The sequence below is a fragment of the Salinifilum ghardaiensis genome (assembly GCF_054491345.1).
This window is the reverse complement of record NZ_CM137101.1, coordinates 2,065,433-2,079,612: the sequence shown is the minus strand read 5'-3', so window position 1 is coordinate 2,079,612 and position 14,180 is coordinate 2,065,433. Positions and strand designations below refer to the sequence as shown.

Here is a 14,180-nt window from a genome sequence, read left to right as displayed (position 1 = left end):
CCGCCGCGGCGCGCATGTTCTCAGCCGGTGGGAGTTCGCTCGTCATACCACAACCTCGGTAGTTGCACGGCGCGGTCGCACGGCAACGTCCTACCGGCCGGAGGCGTGCAGCGTCGTGGCGTTCTCGGACAGCTCCGCCCACGGGTCGCGCTTCTGCGTGAGTCGCTGGTGCATGTTGCTCATCCCGTGCCCGTTCGGCGTGGCTTTGGGAACTTCCGACAGGTCCAGCGGAGTCGCCGCGGGCGCGCCCGGCCGGGCGCGCAGCGAGTACGGCGCGATCATGGTCTGTCCGTAGGCGTTGCGGTTGGTGTCCAGGAACACCCGGTCGCCGCGCTTGTCCTTGCGGTGTTGGGTGGTCAGCCGGTCCGGGTCCTCGCGCGCCGCCGCGTCCGCCAGCTCCCGGACGGCCTCGCGGACCTCGTCGAACGAGGTCCTGCCGCTCAGCGGGGCAACGACGTGGAACCCCTTCCCGCCGGTGGCCTGCACGTGCGGGGTGAGTCCCGCGTCGCGGAACCGGTCGCACATCCCCTGCGTGACCGACCGCAGCTCCGGTAGGCTCATGTCCGCCGGGGGGTCGAGGTCGACCACGGCCACCACCGGCGCGTCCAGGTCATCCGTAGTGGACAGTGCAACGTGGAACTCCAGGCATGCCTGCGCCGCCAGGTACGCGAGCGTCGCGGCGTCATCGCAGACCACGTGGTGCACTGGGTTGCCACCGCTGGCTTGCGGCACGGTTTCCACGCGCATCCAGTCCGGGAAGTACTCGGCGGCCTCCTTCTGGAAGAATCCCTCCGCGCCGATCCCGTCCGGGAACCGGCGCAGCGTCAGCGGCCTCCCGCGCAGGTGCGGCACCATCGTCGGCGCGATCCGGCGGAAGTACTCGACGACGTCGTGCTTGCTGTAGCCCTCGTCGGGGTACAGCAGCTTGTCGCTCTTGGAGAGTTCGAACCGCCTTCCCTCGATCTCCAACGTCTCGGTCTTCGTGGTTGCCACGGTTGTCCCTACCCTTCGCGGACGACGTTTCGCGCCTGCTTGTCGGTGCGCAGGCCGTTGTAGCGGGGGTGGCGCAGTTTGCCGTCGGTGGTCCACTCCGTGAAGCCGATCTGCGCGACCAGTTCCGGTGCGACCCAGTGCGCACCGCGCTCGCGCACGTCGTCGGTGAACGGTGACGAGTCGCGCGCCATGCGGTCGAGCCGTGCGTGCAGCTCGTGCAGCGTCCGCTCGTCGTAACCCGTGCCGACCTTGCCGGCGTAGCGCAACCGCTGCTGGTCGAAGTAGCCCACCAGCAGCGCCCCGAAACCGGAACGCTGGCCCCGCGGGTCGGTGAACCCTCCGATCACGAACTCCTGGTCGGCGACGCACTTGAACTTCAGCCAGTCCCGCGTGCGGCCGTGCTGGTACGGGGCGTCGCCGCGCTTGGCGATCACTCCTTCCCAACCCCGCTTGCAGGCTTGCCGGTGGAACTCCTCGCCCTTCTCCTCCCGCTGGGAGCTGAACCGGAGCGGGTCCTCGAACGCGAAGCACTCCCGCAGCAGGCGCTTGCGGGTCCGCAACGGCAAGCGGGTGAGGTCGGTCCCCTCGTAGGCGAGCAGGTCGAACAGGTAGTAGTAGACCGCAACGCCGGTGGCGCGGGCCTCGTCCGGATCGGTCAGGTGCACGCGGTGCTGCAGCCGCGCGAAGCTGGTCTGGTTGCCCTCGAACGCGACGACTTCCCCGTCGGCGAGGAAGCGGCCGGCCTGCTGCGCTGCCAGCGCCTCGGCGATTTCGGGGTACGCGGTGTTGACCCGTTTGCGGTTGCGGGACCAGAGGGCGGGTTCGTCGTTGTCACGTCCGGCCAGCACCCGCGCCCCGTCGAGCTTGCGTTCGAACACCCACTCGGGGTCGGAGAACGTCTCGTGGGTCAACGTGGCCAGCGTGGGTTCGGCCCAGTCCCCGGCGTTCCAGGTGCGCAGGAGCGACTCTTCCCGCTCGTTGAGCGACCTCAGCGGATCACGCATGGTCGTCCTCGCTGACATCGGCGTTGCGGCGCCCGGTCAGCACCGATTTCGGCTGGGTGCGCACCGGGTTGCGGCGCCGGTCGACGTGCTCGTCGTCCTTCTTCACCAGCAGCCATGACTCGTGCCCCCGCATGCGCGTTCGGGTCAACGCGTAGCCGTCGCGCAGCTTCTCCCCGTCCAACCACACCTTCACGTGACCGTTGTCCAAGGCCTCGGCCACGTCCACCGTGCTGCCGCGGTGCGAGGTCAGGTTGCGGTAGGTGCCCGTGTCCCAGACGATCACCGTGCCCGCGCCGTAGGAACCCTCGGGAATGCTGCCCTCGAACTCGGCGTAGTCCAGCGGGTGGTCCTCGGCCGGGCTCGCCAGCCGTTTCTGCTGCGGGTCCAACGACGGCCCCTTCGGGATCGCCCACGACTTGAGCATCCCCTCAGCCTCCAGGCGGAAGTCGAAGTGCACGCTCGAGGCCTCGTGGCGCTGCACCACGAACCTCGCTCCCTCCCCCGGCGTGCCACCCGAGGGCTCGCCGGAAGCATTGAGATCACGCTTGGACCGGTACGTGCTCAGCTTGTCGCCCTTCGCCATGCTCCGCGGGTACCCGCACGACGCCCGTTCACAACGGGCCCCGCAGCGGTGGGGCTTCGCGGCGCGGGCCGGACCACGCTCCAGCCCGCTCGCCGACGCGCGATTCGGTCGAACACCGCAGCGGTGTGAAGCCACTTTCGTGGGACGCACATCGGCGCTGGGGACGATCTCGGTTCCCGACCGCGGTCCATCAGCGCGCGGACGACGACCACCAGCGATAGTTTCTGCGGGTTGAGGCGAGGTCCTCGTGGTCAGGAGCATTCGGAGATCGCAACTGCGGAGAGAGTTGGAACATGTCGCCCGAGATCGTCCTCGTCGCCGTGCCGGTGGTGCTCACCGGCGCGACGGTCGCGGCGCTACCGCTGGGGCGGTCCTTCGGCGTCCACGCGGGGTACCCGCTCGCGGTCCTCCTCGCAGTCAGCGGCGTCCTCCTGGTGGCCCTGCTTCCCGAGACGCTCGAGGAACCGATCACCGCAGCAGCGCCCTGGGTACCTGCTCTCGGTGCCGAGTGGAGCTTGCGCCTCGACCCGCTCGCGCTGGTGTTCGGGATCGTGATCACGTCGGTCGGCGCGGTCACGCTGGCCTACTCCTCGCACTACCTCGGCGAACACCACCGCCCGGCCGAGTACTACGCCCTGCTCACGGGGTTCGCGGCGGCCATGACCCTGCTCGTCCTCGCCGGGGACGCGCTGGTCCTCTACCTCGGCTGGGAAGGCACCACCCTCGCCTCCTATGCACTGATCCATTCCGCCGCGGACGGCGCCCGTCCGGCGATCCGGGCGCTGCTGATCACGTTCCTCGGCGGGCTGGGGCTCTTGGCGGCGATCCTGCTGGCCTCCGCGGAAGCCGGCACGCTCGCGCTGTCCGAGCTGAACGATCCCGCGAACTGGGCGCCAACCCCGTTGACGGTGTTCCTGGCGCTGCTCGTCGCGGCGGCTGCCGTGAAATCAGCGCAGATACCGTTCCACGTGTGGTTGCCACCGGCGATGGTGGCTCCCACTCCGGTCAGCGCATACCTGCACGCCGCCGCGATGGTGACCGCCGGCTTCTACCTGCTCCTCCGCTTCGCCAACCCGATCGCTCACCAACCGGTGGTAGCAGCCTCCGTGGCCATCGCAGGCACTGCCACGGCCGCGTTCGCGGCGGCAGCGGCGATGCGCCGCGAGGACCTGAAGGAGCTACTGGCGTATTCGACGATCGGCCATCTCGGCTTCATGATCGCGTTGGTGGGGGTGGGAACTCCCGCAGCGATCTCAGGTGCGCTGGTGTTCTTCATCGCGCACGCCACCTACAAGAGCGCGTTGTTCCTCGTTTCCGGGGTGTGCGAACACGTGCTCGGTACGCGGCAGCTGGGAGAGCTCGCCGGTGCTGCCCGTCGGCTCCCGCTCACCGCGGCCGCGGCCGCTCTCGCCTGCGTGTCGATGGCCGGGCTCCCACCAGCGCTGGGGTACGTGGGCAAGGAAAGGGCCCTCAAGGGCCTGCTGGAACACCCGACCGGCACGCAGTGGGTGACTGCGGTGGGTGCGGTCGCCGCTCTCGCCCTCACCGTCGCCTACTCCACCAGAATCGTCACCACCCTCCTGAGCGGGGGCAGTCGCGGGGACGCTGCGACGACGCGGCACGGGCCCTCGTTCGCACTGTGGCCCGCACTGCTCGGGGCTTGCACCGTTGGCTTCGGGATCGCGGCGCTGCACCTGACGCCGCTGATCGACGCCGCGGCCGAGACCGCGATCGGGACGGCTCCGCAGGAGCCCCTCGGGCTCTGGCACGGCGTCACCCCGGCATTCGTCACGTCGCTGGCGGTGCTCGCCGCGGGCGGTGCGGTGTACGGCCTGAGGCGCAAGCGGGGGTGGATACGAGCCCTGCCGGACGATGTGGGTGTCCGGTGTTTCGACGGGTCCGCCCGCCTGCTTTCGGCAGCGGGTCGCGCGGTGGAGCGGCTCGTCGCCCATCCCTACCCCGCCGGACATCTGGCAACCATCCTGGTCGTGACTGCCGTGATCGTCTGGAGCGCACTGCTGCCCCTCGACGCGACCGCCCCCGCGGCCGACACGGGGCCGCGATGGATCGTGTCCCTGCTGCTGGCCGCCGCTGCCGTCATCGTCGCCGAAGCTCCCGGCCGGTTGACCGTGCTCGCGGTGCTCACCGCCGTCGGCTTCCTGGTCGCCGCGTGGTACCTGCTGCACGGCGCCCCGCAGCTGGCCGCAGTGCAGCTCGTCGTCGACGGCCTCACGGTGGCGCTGGCCGTGTTCGTCCTGCAACACCTTCCGGCCAGTCAACCGAAACCGCGCCGGAGGCACCGCGTCGCGGCGACCGCGGCCGCGGCGGTCGTCGGGAGCGCTTTCGCCGGCCTGTCGCTGCTGCAACGTTCGCCGCACCCCTCGCCCGCCGGGGAGGCCTACCTCCACGAAGCGCACTCCTCGAGCACCGGGAACCTGGTCAGCGCGGTTCTGACCGAGTTCCGCGCCCTGGACACCCTCGGGGAAACGACCGTGATCGCGGTAGCCGCGATAGGGGTCGTCGCCGTGCTGAGAATGCGCGGGAGCTCATCATGAACACCGTCATCTCCCGGATCGCCGCCCGGATCGTCACGCCGATCGCCCTCGCTCTCGGGATCTGGCTCTTCCTGCGCGGCCATTCGTCGCTAGGGGACTCGTTCCTCGCGGGTGTGGTGGTGAGCCTCGCTGCGGTGTTCCGATGGGTGACCATCGGTGCGCGTCCCGTCGAGCAGATCATCGACCGTGGTGTCATCGGCCTCGTGGGGGCCAGCCTGCTGCTGATGATCGCTGCCGGCTTCGGCGGATTCCTGTGGGGCGACGGCTTCTTCAGCGCGGAATCCGCGCATCTGCACGTCCCGGGGATCGGGGAAGTGTCCCTCTCGTCGGCTTACCTGTTCGAACTCGGTATCGCCGCAACCGTGCTGGCGGTCGTGGTGGCGGTGATCCAAGAACTCGGGAGGGACGAGGAATGAGCGCCATGATCGCCACGGGTGCACTGGCCGCGGCGGGGGTCTACCTGCTGCTGCAGGGGCAACTGGTACGCGTGGTCGTCGGGTTCCTCCTGTTCCAGCACGCCGTCAACCTCCTTCTCGTCACCGCGCGCACGGCGCAGCGCGACGAGCCGCCGATCCTTCCGGCACCCGCGCCGGCGGACCCGCTCGGACAGGCGTTCGTCCTGACGGCGATCGTGGTCGGTTTCGGCTCCGTGCTGTTCGTGCTCGCCCTCGCACTGCGGTACAGGGACGCCGTGATCACCGAGCAGGACCCCGCCGTCCCTGGAACCGCAGGAACCGAACCATCCCCAGCACGACCGCGGAAGCGTCGAGGGCCCTTCCACTGGAACCGCGTCCGCCGGCAGCGGAGGGGAAATCGGTGAGGACGCAGCTGTTGCTTCTCGCGCCGCTGATCGCACCGCTGACGGCGGCCGGCGTCGCGGCGATCGGCCGCAGATCTCGCGTCGTGCAGCGTAGCGCGAGCGTGGCTGCGCTCGCCGTCGTCGTGGTCGCGGGGGTGCTCCTCACGCGGCGAGCCCTGCGCTCCGGCGTGGTGCACACGAGCGTCGGCGCAGACGGCGCACTCGCCGGTATCGCGCTGACGGCCGACCCGTTCGGTGCCGCCGCCGCGACCGCCACCGGACTGCTCGCCGTCGTGGTGGTCAGCGCGATGTGGGGCACCAGCGACGACCACCACCCCCTGCTGCACCCCGTGCTGCTCATCCTGATCGGTGGCTCGTGCGGGAGCTTCCTCGCGGGGGACCTGTTCAACCTGTTCGTGCTGTTCGAGGTCGTGCTGATCGCCAGTTACGTCATGTTGGTCCTCCGCAGCGGGTTCCGGCAGCTGCGAGCCGGCATCGTCTACATCACCGCGAACCTCATCGGCACCGTGCTGCTCCTCACCGGTGTCGCCGCCGTGTTCGCGGCGACCGGAACCGTGAACCTGGCGCTGTTGGCGGAGCAGTCGACCGGCCCCGGTGCGATGCCCGGTGCCGTCCTCCTGCTCATCGCGTTCGCGCTGAAGGCCGGGTTGCTGCCGTTCTCCGGGTGGCTCGTCGTCGGCTATCCCGCAACTCAGCGCACCACCATGGCCCTGTTCGCGGGCACGTTGACCACTCTGGGAATCGCAGCGCTCTACCGCGTGGTCCTGCTCGGCTTCGGAGATTCCGAAGTGCTGCGGACAGCAACGCTGGTCGCAGCGGCGGCGACGTTGGCGTTGACTGCGCTGGCCGCCATCGCGGCGACGGACCACGACCGCGTGCTCGCGCTCGTGATCACGACCCAGGTGGGATTCATGGCCGTCGGTTTCGGCCTCGGCACCACCGCCGGCGTCGCCGCCGGAGTCTTCTTCGTACTGCAGGACGTACTGGTCAAGGCCACCATCGTACTGGCATACCTCTTCCTCCACCTCCACAGGTCCCGCGTGATGGGCGGAGTCGCCGCAGCGAGCTTCGCCGTGCTCGCCCTGTCCCTGGTGGGTTTTCCACCACTGTCGGGATTCGTCGGCAAGATGTTGATCATGTTGGCCGCCGTGGAAGACGGGGCGTTCGCGGTCGTAGCAGCCATGCTGGTCTCCTCGGCGCTCACCCTCGCAGCACTGCTGCCGTTGTGGCAGTGCGCGATCCAGGAGGGCGGAAGGACCAACGCGACGACGGAACGCTGGCCACGTCCCAATGTCGGTGTCGCAGCCGTCGCTGCCGTTGTCGTCGGCGTCGTCGCGGTGGGGATCGCGCCGGGCGGGTTGCTCACGATCTCGAACGCCGCAGCTGAGGTACTGGTAGACCCCGCCGGATATGCGCAGGAGGTGCTCGGTTCTTGAACGTTCTGCTGAGAAGAGCCGCGAACGTGACGATCTTGACGGCGTTCTACTTCGGACAACTCGTGAGGGCGAACTTCGAACTGGCCCGCATGGTGATCACCCCGCGCACGGCCGAAACCGCTGTGATCGCGATACCACTGCGCACCGGCAATCCGTGGCTCCTCACGGCGCTGGCCAACCTCATCACCCTCTCCCCTGGCACCACCACCCTCGAAGTGGCGGACGACCGCTCCGAGATCTACGTCCACCTGCTCACCACGCGTCCGCTCGAGCAGATGCGGACCGACATCATGGCGCTGCAGAGCAAAGTGCTGGAGGTCGCGACATGAACCCCGTCGACGTCCCCCTCGGCATCCTCGCCGTCGCGTTCGCGCTCAGCCTCGTACGCATAGCGACGGGCCCCTCCCTGGCCGATCGGGTGGTCGCCGCGGAGCTCGCGCTCGTGGTGCTGCTGGCCGCGATCGGTCTCCTCGCTGCGTTGCTGGATTCTTCGCACGTCCTCACCGTTGCGCTGATCGCCGCCCTGCTCCAATTCATCGCTACGGCATCACTGGCCAGCCTGCTCGACCGCGCCGATGCGGAAGGATCGACGGAATCGTGATCTGGCTCGGAACGGGACTCGCCACGCTCGGTGCGCTGCTGTGCCTGCTCGCGGCCATCGGGCTGTTGCGGCTGCACGATGCCCTCGCGCGCCTGGGGATGACGACCAAGGCGAGCACTCTCGGTTTGATGTTCTCCATGGCAGGCGTCATCGTCCTGCACCCGGAACCGGACGCCGTGGTGAAAGCCGCCCTCACCCTCGCATTCCTGATGCTCGTCACGCCCATCGCCGGGCACCTCGTCGGACGTGCCGCGTACCGGAGCGGGTCCACGGGCGTCCTAGTGACCGACGAGCTCGCCGAATCCCGTTCAGGGGACGTCGGGACCGCGGACCCGACGGGTCGGCCCGGTTCGTCCGACGACACCTCGCAGCCCCCGGGTCCCTGAGGGAGTCCTCACCACCGGCGGCCCCCGTGCGTCAACCGTGCGGGCACCCACGGCAGCTGGCCGCGAGGTCCGCCAGGTGCGCGGTGCTTCGGCCGGCACCGCTCGATTCGCCCCGGAGCCGACCGGCCTGCCGAGCAGCTGTGCGGCCGAACCACGCTCGCCTGCGGCCGGAGCCGGTCGCGGTCGGGACCGCATGCGGCCGACGTTCACGTGGGGTGTACCACGCGTGGCTGCTTCAACCTCCGCCCCGAGCAGCGACCAGGGAGGACCGCGGTGCGCATCGGTTACTGCCTCGCCACCGAGGAGTTCAACCTCGCCGAGCTCGTGCGGCAGGCGCAGTTCGCCGAGCAGTCCGGTTCTGCGGGCCGTGAAACTCCAATCACTTCCACTCCTGGCTGCATGCCCAGGGCAACAGCCCCTTCGTCTGGTCGGTGATCGACACGCTCTCCCAAGCGACATCACTGCCGCTCACCACGGCCGTGACCTGCCCGGCCATCCGCATCCACCCCGCGATCATCGCTCACGCTACCGCCACGGCCAGCGTGCAGGCCGCGGAGCGCTTCGTGCTCGGAATCGGTAACCCAAAGCGAGTTCGTGCACTCCGGGCGAATTCGCGATCGACCAGGTCGGTCGCGGTCTGGTCCGACTTCGCTCGCCGCTACCACGGCGGCCGGATACCCCGGCCCGGCGCATGAGCACCTCCACCGCCCCGTGGCCCAAGCGCGGCTCAGCGTGGATCCGACGGGAACCAGAGGTGCCACGGAGTGCTGGTACACCTGCCCGAGTCTTTCCGATCAGGTTGTGGTTGTTGGGGTCCAGCCCCGGCGGGGTGATGAAGCGTTGACCACGGCATGGCCCAGCACCCGGCGCGAGCCGACATCGAGCACAGCGGCCAGGTACAACCAGCCCTCGTCGGTGGGGGCGTAGGTGATGTCGCCGGCCCACCGTTGGTCCGGAAGCCAGGGTGTGAAGTCACGCCCGAGCAGGTCCGGGGCGGGTTCCGGCTGCGCGGAAGGGGCCGTGGTGCGCACCCGCTTGCGCGGGTTCACCGACGAGGTCGTGAGCCCGCATCAACCGTTCCACACGCATGCGGTTGACCACCCGGCCCCGGTGGCGCAGTTCGGCATACACGCGGGGTGAGCCGTAGGTAGCACCGGAGGCTTCGTGCACCGAATGGATCTCGGCGACCAGGTCGACCTCGGCCTGCTGAGCAGGAGTCGGTTCCCGGAGCTGGGGCTCGTCGCCAGTCGCCGTAGGCCGAGGTCGACACTCCGACGGCTCGGCAAGCGGCCATTACCGGGGAGCCGTCGACCTTCTGGGAGCAGGCGAAGCGGTAGCGGGCCACTGCCCCGATTCCCTCACCCAGAAGGCTCATGACTCGCTTGAACAGATCACGCTCCATGCGCAGCTTCGCGGGCAAGAACACCGCTGTCGCTTTCCCTGCCTGCATACCCCCGACATAACCCACAACATGATCAGCAAACATCAGTGAGTCGGCTGCCGAGGTCAGCTGCCGAGAGCGACCTCCTCGCGCACTTCCTCCTGGGTCTGATAAATGCGATCGGGGACGATGAGCACGGCGCGGAGCACCTCGCGGTCGACGTCGCTGCGTTCGGCCATGTGCACTAACTCCGCCTTGCTGATCGGGTACTCCACGTCCTGCAGGAAGGGTCCCACTCGCTCGGGGTCGGGTGGCCGGGTCATCAACGCTCACCTCGTTCCGCGTGGGAGATTGTTCCGTCGCCATCCGGTTTCCCGGCGTCGGGGCCTTCAAATCGAACGCGCGTCGAATCCTCGATGCCTGCGCTTCGAGCTAGACCGACCGGTGGCAATGCTGGCCGCCCGGCTCTCCTACGTGACCCCTCGAGGGTCACGTCACCCGCATGACCTACGGGTTGCTCAACCTCACGCCCCGCGACGCCCACACCAAGTCGAAGCAGCTGGAACCCGGCACGCGACAACGGGTTCAGCTGCGACTGCACGGAGCCGCACTGGTGTTCCCCGCCGGGAATCGGATCCAGATGGCGCTCTCCACCTCGTACTGGCCACTGGCCTGGGTCGCCACCCGAACCGGTGCGGATGACCGTCCACCTCGGCGAGAGCGAGACCGAGCTGCCAGTGCGCCCCGCGGAGGCCCAGGAATTGCCCGCCGAACTGTTCGGTGAACCCGAGGGAGCACCGGAGATCAGCTCGCAGCAGATCGAGCCGGGCGAGCAGCGCTGGCGGGCCAGCCGCAACCTGATCGAGTACGGTACGGTCCGCCACTGGAAATGATGAAGGTTTTGGGCTTGCTGCACTTCGACGACATCGGCCTGCACGTCGAACGACACGCCGAGGAGGCCTACAGCCGAGTCGTCGACGACTTCATCTCGGTACGGCGGCCACATCGAGCGGAAGAAGCGGTTCAGCCGTGGCGTATGGGCGGTCACCCGCACCACGTTGAGCTCCACTTCGACGGAGTTCGTGTTGCGTGCCGCGCTCGACGCCTACGCCGAGGATCGGCGGGTGTTCTGCCGCAACGGTGGTCCGAGGACCCCCGCGCGACCTGGTGACCTGGTGTGAGGCCTCCTCAGCGGTCGGCGCGTGCCGCCGGGACGGTGAACCGACCGAACAGGCGCCGGGTCATTGCCCACCCTTCTGCACATAGGACCGGACGAACTCCTCAGGCGAATCCTCGAGGACATCGTCGATCTCGTCGAGCACGTCGTCGGTCGCATCGTCGAGCACGTCGCTGCGCTCCCGCCCCTGCACCTGGGGCTCGGCCTCCGCGGTTTCCTCGGTGCTCCTCGGGTGCTTCTGGCTCTGGTCCCGCTGCATGCACGCCTCCGGTGCGTCGGTTCGAAGGGGCCCAGACGCGGTTTCCCGCCGGGCGCGACGATTAATCCTCACCGCGGCGGAAAACAAGAGATACAGGACGAGTGGGTTTACTGGCGCCCTGGTCGGGTAATTCGCGGCGGGTGGTCTTCCATCTGCCGAACCGACCCTCACCCGCCCTGACGGGCACCCTCTCTCTGCAAAGGAGCATTCGATGGTGCACGCGACCAGTCAGAAGGGCGACGTCGTCGACGTCCTGACCACCGACCACCGAGAGGTCGACGAGGCCTTCACCGACTACGAGAACGGTGGGCTCTCCAACGAACAGCGCCGCGAGCTCGTCGATCACATCATCACCGAGCTGGTGCGTCACTCGGTGGCCGAGGAGCACTACCTGTACCCCGCAGCGCGGGAGGCCTTGCCGGACGGCGACGAGATCGCCGATCACGAGATCCAGGAGCACGCGGAGGCCGAGGATCTGATGAAGCGGCTCGAGGGCGCCGACGTGACCGACCCCGAGTTCGACGGCATGGTGCGCAACCTCATCGGCGCCATCCGCCACCACGTGCAGGATGAGGAGCGTGATCTCTTCCCGCGCCTGCAGCAGGCCTGCGACGCCAACCAGCTATTGGACCTGGGCACCAAGATCACGCAGGCCAAAGAATCCGCGCCGACCCGCCCGCACCCGGCGGCACCAGACCGCCCGCCCGCCAACACCATCCTGGACCCGGGCGTCGGGTTGGTCGACCGGTTGCGCGATGCTCTGTCCAACCGAGGCGGTTGATTTCGCCGGGGGAAGTGCGTTCGGCGAAACAGCTCAGACCCATGCTGCTGGCGGCCTGCTGGCGCGCCGAGAATCGGTGCTGACTCGCGAGCTGGAATCATGCATGCTGCCCGAACCACGGTTGGGGGCGCCTCGGCACGCTGACTGACCGAGATCGGCTGTGGGCTGCTGATCGGCGGCGTCGGCCTGTGCCTGGCCACCGCTCTGCTCTTTCGGTGCTATTGCCTCGGCGACGCTCGTCGTGTTGGCCCGGTGCTGCGCCGGGCCAACATCGATAGATGAGGACGTCGGCTCGCTGGTGATCGACCGGCCGTCAGAGCGGACGTGCGTGCGACCGTGTGCCGTGGCTGCTGATGCTGAAGTCCACGAGCGCGGCGCGGCCGCTTCTCGGCGGATTGTGAGTTGAAGCAAAACGCCCTTCGCATCCACATCAACGGACGCCGGGATACCACCGCTCGAAGGGTCGAGACAACATTCCAGGTAGGCCTTCTTGCGGCTGCACGCAGAGGACGGCCCGCGCGTGGAAGCTGGCTCAGGTTACCGGTTGCATGCCGGACCGGGCCCGTAGGCCGGAGCGCGGATGGGCTGAAACAGCCAGCTCAGGTAGGTCACCGTGTCCGCTGCGGTGAAGGGGTCCGCCAGGTTCGTGGCGGGCATCGGTTCTCTGGCAGGGAGTCTTCGCGTTCGAAATCAGTGGATCATGGTGCGAGAGTGCGACAACCCGTTCGAGTTCGCAGACGCGAAGCGCCTCGAGCGCTCGAGCCGATGTGGCCGCTCGCGCAGATCAGCTCCAGAAGCTGCCGTGGAGGCCTCCCGGGGCCGGTTCGAACCGCCTCCCGCCCGCTCAGCACAAACACCTGCCCGGCAGAGCCGAGGTTTTGTACCAGGGGAGCACCGGTTATTCCGACGTCAACAGACGAGGCCGGCCGGGGAGGTGGCAGTGAAGGCACTGACGTGGCAGGGTCCGCGCGACGTGCGGATTGACGACGTGCCCGATCCGGAGCTGCACCACGATACTGATGCGATCATCCGGGTCACCAGCAGCGGCATCTGCGGATCGGACCTGCACCTGTACGAAGTTCTCGCCCCCTTCCTCGAACCCGGCGAGGTCCTCGGCCATGAGCCGATGGGCGTGGTGGAGGAGACCGGAGCGGCTGTCACCCACATCTCGCGGGGCGATCGCGTGGTGGTGCCGTTCAACATTTCCTGCGGGCACTGTTGGATGTGCGAGCGCGGTCTGTTCGCACAGTGCGAGACCACCCAGGTGCGCGAGCAGGGCAGCGGGGCTGCGCTGCTCGGCTACACCAAGCTCTACGGCAGTGTTCCGGGCGCGCAGGCCGAGTACCTGCGGGTTCCGCAAGCCCATTTCGGCCCGATCAAGGTCCCGAAAGGCCCGCCGGATGAGCGGTTCGTCTACCTCTCCGACGTATTGCCCACCGCCTGGCAGGCGGTTGAGTATGCCGACGTCCCCAAAGATGGCTCGGTCGCCGTCTTCGGTCTCGGTCCTATCGGCCAGATGAGCACCCGGATCGCTCAGCACCACGGGTTTCGAGCCGTCGGCATCGATCGGGTTCCTGAACGGTTGCAGATGGCTCGACGGCACGGCGTTGACACCATCGACGCCGCTCAGCACGATGACGTCGCCGAAGCGGTGCGCGAGCGCACCAGCGGTCGCGGGGCGGATTCGGTGATCGACGCCGTCGGCATGGAGGCCCACGGGTCGCCGATGGCGGCGATGGCGCAGAAGGGGGCCGGCTTGCTGCCCGATGCGTTGTCCGAACCGCTGATGTCCAAGGTGGGGGTCGACCGGCTCGCGGTGCTCTACCAGTGCATCGATTCCGTGCGCCGGGGCGGGACGATCTCGCTGAGCGGCGTCTACGGCGGAGCGGCCGATCCGGTACCGATGCTGATCATGTTCGACAAGGGCCTCCGTCTGGCCATGGGGCAGGCGCACGTCAAGCGGTGGATCCCCGACGTAATGCCGCTCGTGAGCGACGAGTCGGATCCGCTGGGGGTCGACGATCTGGCCACCCACCGGATTCCCCTGGCAAAGGCCCCGCACGGTTACGACATGTTTCAGCGCAAGCAGGACGGAGCCATCAAGGTCCTGCTCGAGCCATGACCGGGGTCCTGTGCAGCGAGGTGATCAACGTGATGACGAGAACGCGCGAGCGCGTGAAGGCGGCGGTGCCCAGGTCTTCGGA

At 68.4% G+C, this 14,180-nt stretch carries 19 protein-coding genes; 11 read left to right on the top strand and 8 right to left on the bottom strand.

Annotation, left to right across the window (positions count from 1 at the left end):
- Positions 1-90: 90 nt before the first annotated feature.
- From ligD (ACVGV0_RS09450) to ACVGV0_RS09440, 3 genes are read right to left on the bottom strand one after another with little or no spacing between them, the layout of a single operon-like run.
- Positions 91-993, bottom strand: coding sequence for a non-homologous end-joining DNA ligase (ligD, locus tag ACVGV0_RS09450; protein WP_459159493.1), 903 nt, complete (start codon positions 991-993; stop codon positions 91-93).
- Between the two features lie 8 nt (positions 994-1,001).
- Entirely contained in the window at positions 1,002-1,997 is a 996-nt protein-coding gene (gene ligD / locus ACVGV0_RS09445) for a non-homologous end-joining DNA ligase (RefSeq protein WP_459159492.1), read from the bottom strand.
- Positions 1,990-2,580 carry a DNA polymerase ligase N-terminal domain-containing protein gene (locus ACVGV0_RS09440; protein WP_459159491.1) on the bottom strand — a complete coding sequence of 197 codons (591 nt, stop codon included), beginning with the start codon at positions 2,578-2,580 and terminating at the stop codon, positions 1,990-1,992. The genes ligD (ACVGV0_RS09445) and ACVGV0_RS09440 overlap by 8 nt, the downstream gene beginning before the upstream one ends.
- A gap of 293 nt (positions 2,581-2,873) precedes the next feature.
- On the opposite strand from ACVGV0_RS09440, the gene mbhE reads away from it, so the two are divergent.
- The 7 genes from mbhE to mnhG are packed head-to-tail and all read left to right on the top strand — an operon-like array spanning position 2,874 to position 8,378.
- Complete coding sequence (mbhE, locus tag ACVGV0_RS09435) at positions 2,874-5,135, top strand: hydrogen gas-evolving membrane-bound hydrogenase subunit E (RefSeq protein ID WP_459159490.1); 2,262 nt, start codon at positions 2,874-2,876, stop codon at positions 5,133-5,135.
- Complete coding sequence (locus tag ACVGV0_RS09430) at positions 5,132-5,551, top strand: MnhB domain-containing protein (protein WP_459159489.1); 420 nt, start codon at positions 5,132-5,134, stop codon at positions 5,549-5,551. The genes mbhE and ACVGV0_RS09430 overlap by 4 nt, the downstream gene beginning before the upstream one ends.
- 5 nt (positions 5,552-5,556) lie before the next feature.
- Entirely contained in the window at positions 5,557-5,955 is a 399-nt protein-coding gene (locus ACVGV0_RS09425; protein ID WP_459159488.1) for a sodium:proton antiporter, read from the top strand.
- On the top strand, positions 5,952-7,391 hold the full coding sequence (locus ACVGV0_RS09420) for a complex I subunit 5 family protein (RefSeq protein ID WP_459159487.1): 1,440 nt from the start codon (positions 5,952-5,954) through the stop codon (positions 7,389-7,391). Before ACVGV0_RS09425 ends, ACVGV0_RS09420 begins: the two co-directional genes overlap by 4 nt.
- On the top strand, positions 7,388-7,720 hold the full coding sequence (locus tag ACVGV0_RS09415; protein WP_459159486.1) for a Na+/H+ antiporter subunit E: 333 nt from the start codon (positions 7,388-7,390) through the stop codon (positions 7,718-7,720). The genes ACVGV0_RS09420 and ACVGV0_RS09415 overlap by 4 nt, the downstream gene beginning before the upstream one ends.
- A complete protein-coding gene (locus ACVGV0_RS09410) occupies positions 7,717-7,992 on the top strand; it encodes a monovalent cation/H+ antiporter complex subunit F (protein ID WP_459159485.1) in 276 nt (91 codons plus the stop codon). The genes ACVGV0_RS09415 and ACVGV0_RS09410 overlap by 4 nt, the downstream gene beginning before the upstream one ends.
- Positions 7,989-8,378 (top strand): monovalent cation/H(+) antiporter subunit G, encoded by a 390-nt coding sequence (gene mnhG, locus ACVGV0_RS09405; protein ID WP_459159484.1) that lies wholly within the window; start codon positions 7,989-7,991, stop codon positions 8,376-8,378. Before ACVGV0_RS09410 ends, mnhG begins: the two co-directional genes overlap by 4 nt.
- 379 nt (positions 8,379-8,757) lie before the next feature.
- Here mnhG and ACVGV0_RS09400 read toward each other — a convergent pair whose 3' ends face one another.
- The 4 genes from ACVGV0_RS09400 to ACVGV0_RS09385 all read right to left on the bottom strand — a co-directional run bounded on the left by ACVGV0_RS09400 (position 8,758) and on the right by ACVGV0_RS09385 (position 10,082).
- Positions 8,758-8,895 (bottom strand): hypothetical protein, encoded by a 138-nt coding sequence (locus tag ACVGV0_RS09400; RefSeq protein ID WP_459159483.1) that lies wholly within the window; start codon positions 8,893-8,895, stop codon positions 8,758-8,760.
- A gap of 277 nt (positions 8,896-9,172) precedes the next feature.
- Entirely contained in the window at positions 9,173-9,427 is a 255-nt protein-coding gene (locus ACVGV0_RS09395) for a hypothetical protein (RefSeq protein ID WP_459160130.1), read from the bottom strand.
- Positions 9,351-9,509 carry an IS3 family transposase gene (locus tag ACVGV0_RS09390; protein WP_459159482.1) on the bottom strand — a complete coding sequence of 53 codons (159 nt, stop codon included), beginning with the start codon at positions 9,507-9,509 and terminating at the stop codon, positions 9,351-9,353. Before ACVGV0_RS09390 ends, ACVGV0_RS09395 begins: the two co-directional genes overlap by 77 nt.
- Positions 9,510-9,884: 375 nt before the next feature.
- Positions 9,885-10,082 carry a DUF2795 domain-containing protein gene (locus ACVGV0_RS09385; protein WP_459159481.1) on the bottom strand — a complete coding sequence of 66 codons (198 nt, stop codon included), beginning with the start codon at positions 10,080-10,082 and terminating at the stop codon, positions 9,885-9,887.
- 179 nt (positions 10,083-10,261) lie between these two features.
- Here ACVGV0_RS09385 and ACVGV0_RS09380 point away from each other — a divergent pair, with 179 nt between their 5' ends.
- The gene (locus tag ACVGV0_RS09380; RefSeq protein ID WP_459159480.1) at positions 10,262-10,543 is read left to right on the top strand and encodes a CocE/NonD family hydrolase C-terminal non-catalytic domain-containing protein; all 282 of its coding nucleotides are present in this window, start codon (positions 10,262-10,264) and stop codon (positions 10,541-10,543) included.
- On the top strand, positions 10,458-10,652 hold the full coding sequence (locus tag ACVGV0_RS09375; protein WP_459160129.1) for a hypothetical protein: 195 nt from the start codon (positions 10,458-10,460) through the stop codon (positions 10,650-10,652). The genes ACVGV0_RS09380 and ACVGV0_RS09375 overlap by 86 nt, the downstream gene beginning before the upstream one ends.
- A 348-nt stretch (positions 10,653-11,000) precedes the next feature.
- Here ACVGV0_RS09375 and ACVGV0_RS09370 read toward each other — a convergent pair whose 3' ends face one another.
- Complete coding sequence (locus tag ACVGV0_RS09370; protein ID WP_459159479.1) at positions 11,001-11,195, bottom strand: ubiquitin-like protein Pup; 195 nt, start codon at positions 11,193-11,195, stop codon at positions 11,001-11,003.
- Positions 11,196-11,406: 211 nt separating this feature from the next.
- Here ACVGV0_RS09370 and ACVGV0_RS09365 point away from each other — a divergent pair, with 211 nt between their 5' ends.
- Positions 11,407-11,976: a hemerythrin domain-containing protein gene (locus ACVGV0_RS09365; RefSeq protein WP_459159478.1), complete on the top strand. Its 570-nt coding sequence runs from the start codon at positions 11,407-11,409 to the stop codon at positions 11,974-11,976.
- A gap of 940 nt (positions 11,977-12,916) precedes the next feature.
- The gene (locus ACVGV0_RS09360) at positions 12,917-14,098 is read left to right on the top strand and encodes a zinc-dependent alcohol dehydrogenase (protein ID WP_459159477.1); all 1,182 of its coding nucleotides are present in this window, start codon (positions 12,917-12,919) and stop codon (positions 14,096-14,098) included.
- Positions 14,099-14,180 lie beyond the last annotated feature (82 nt).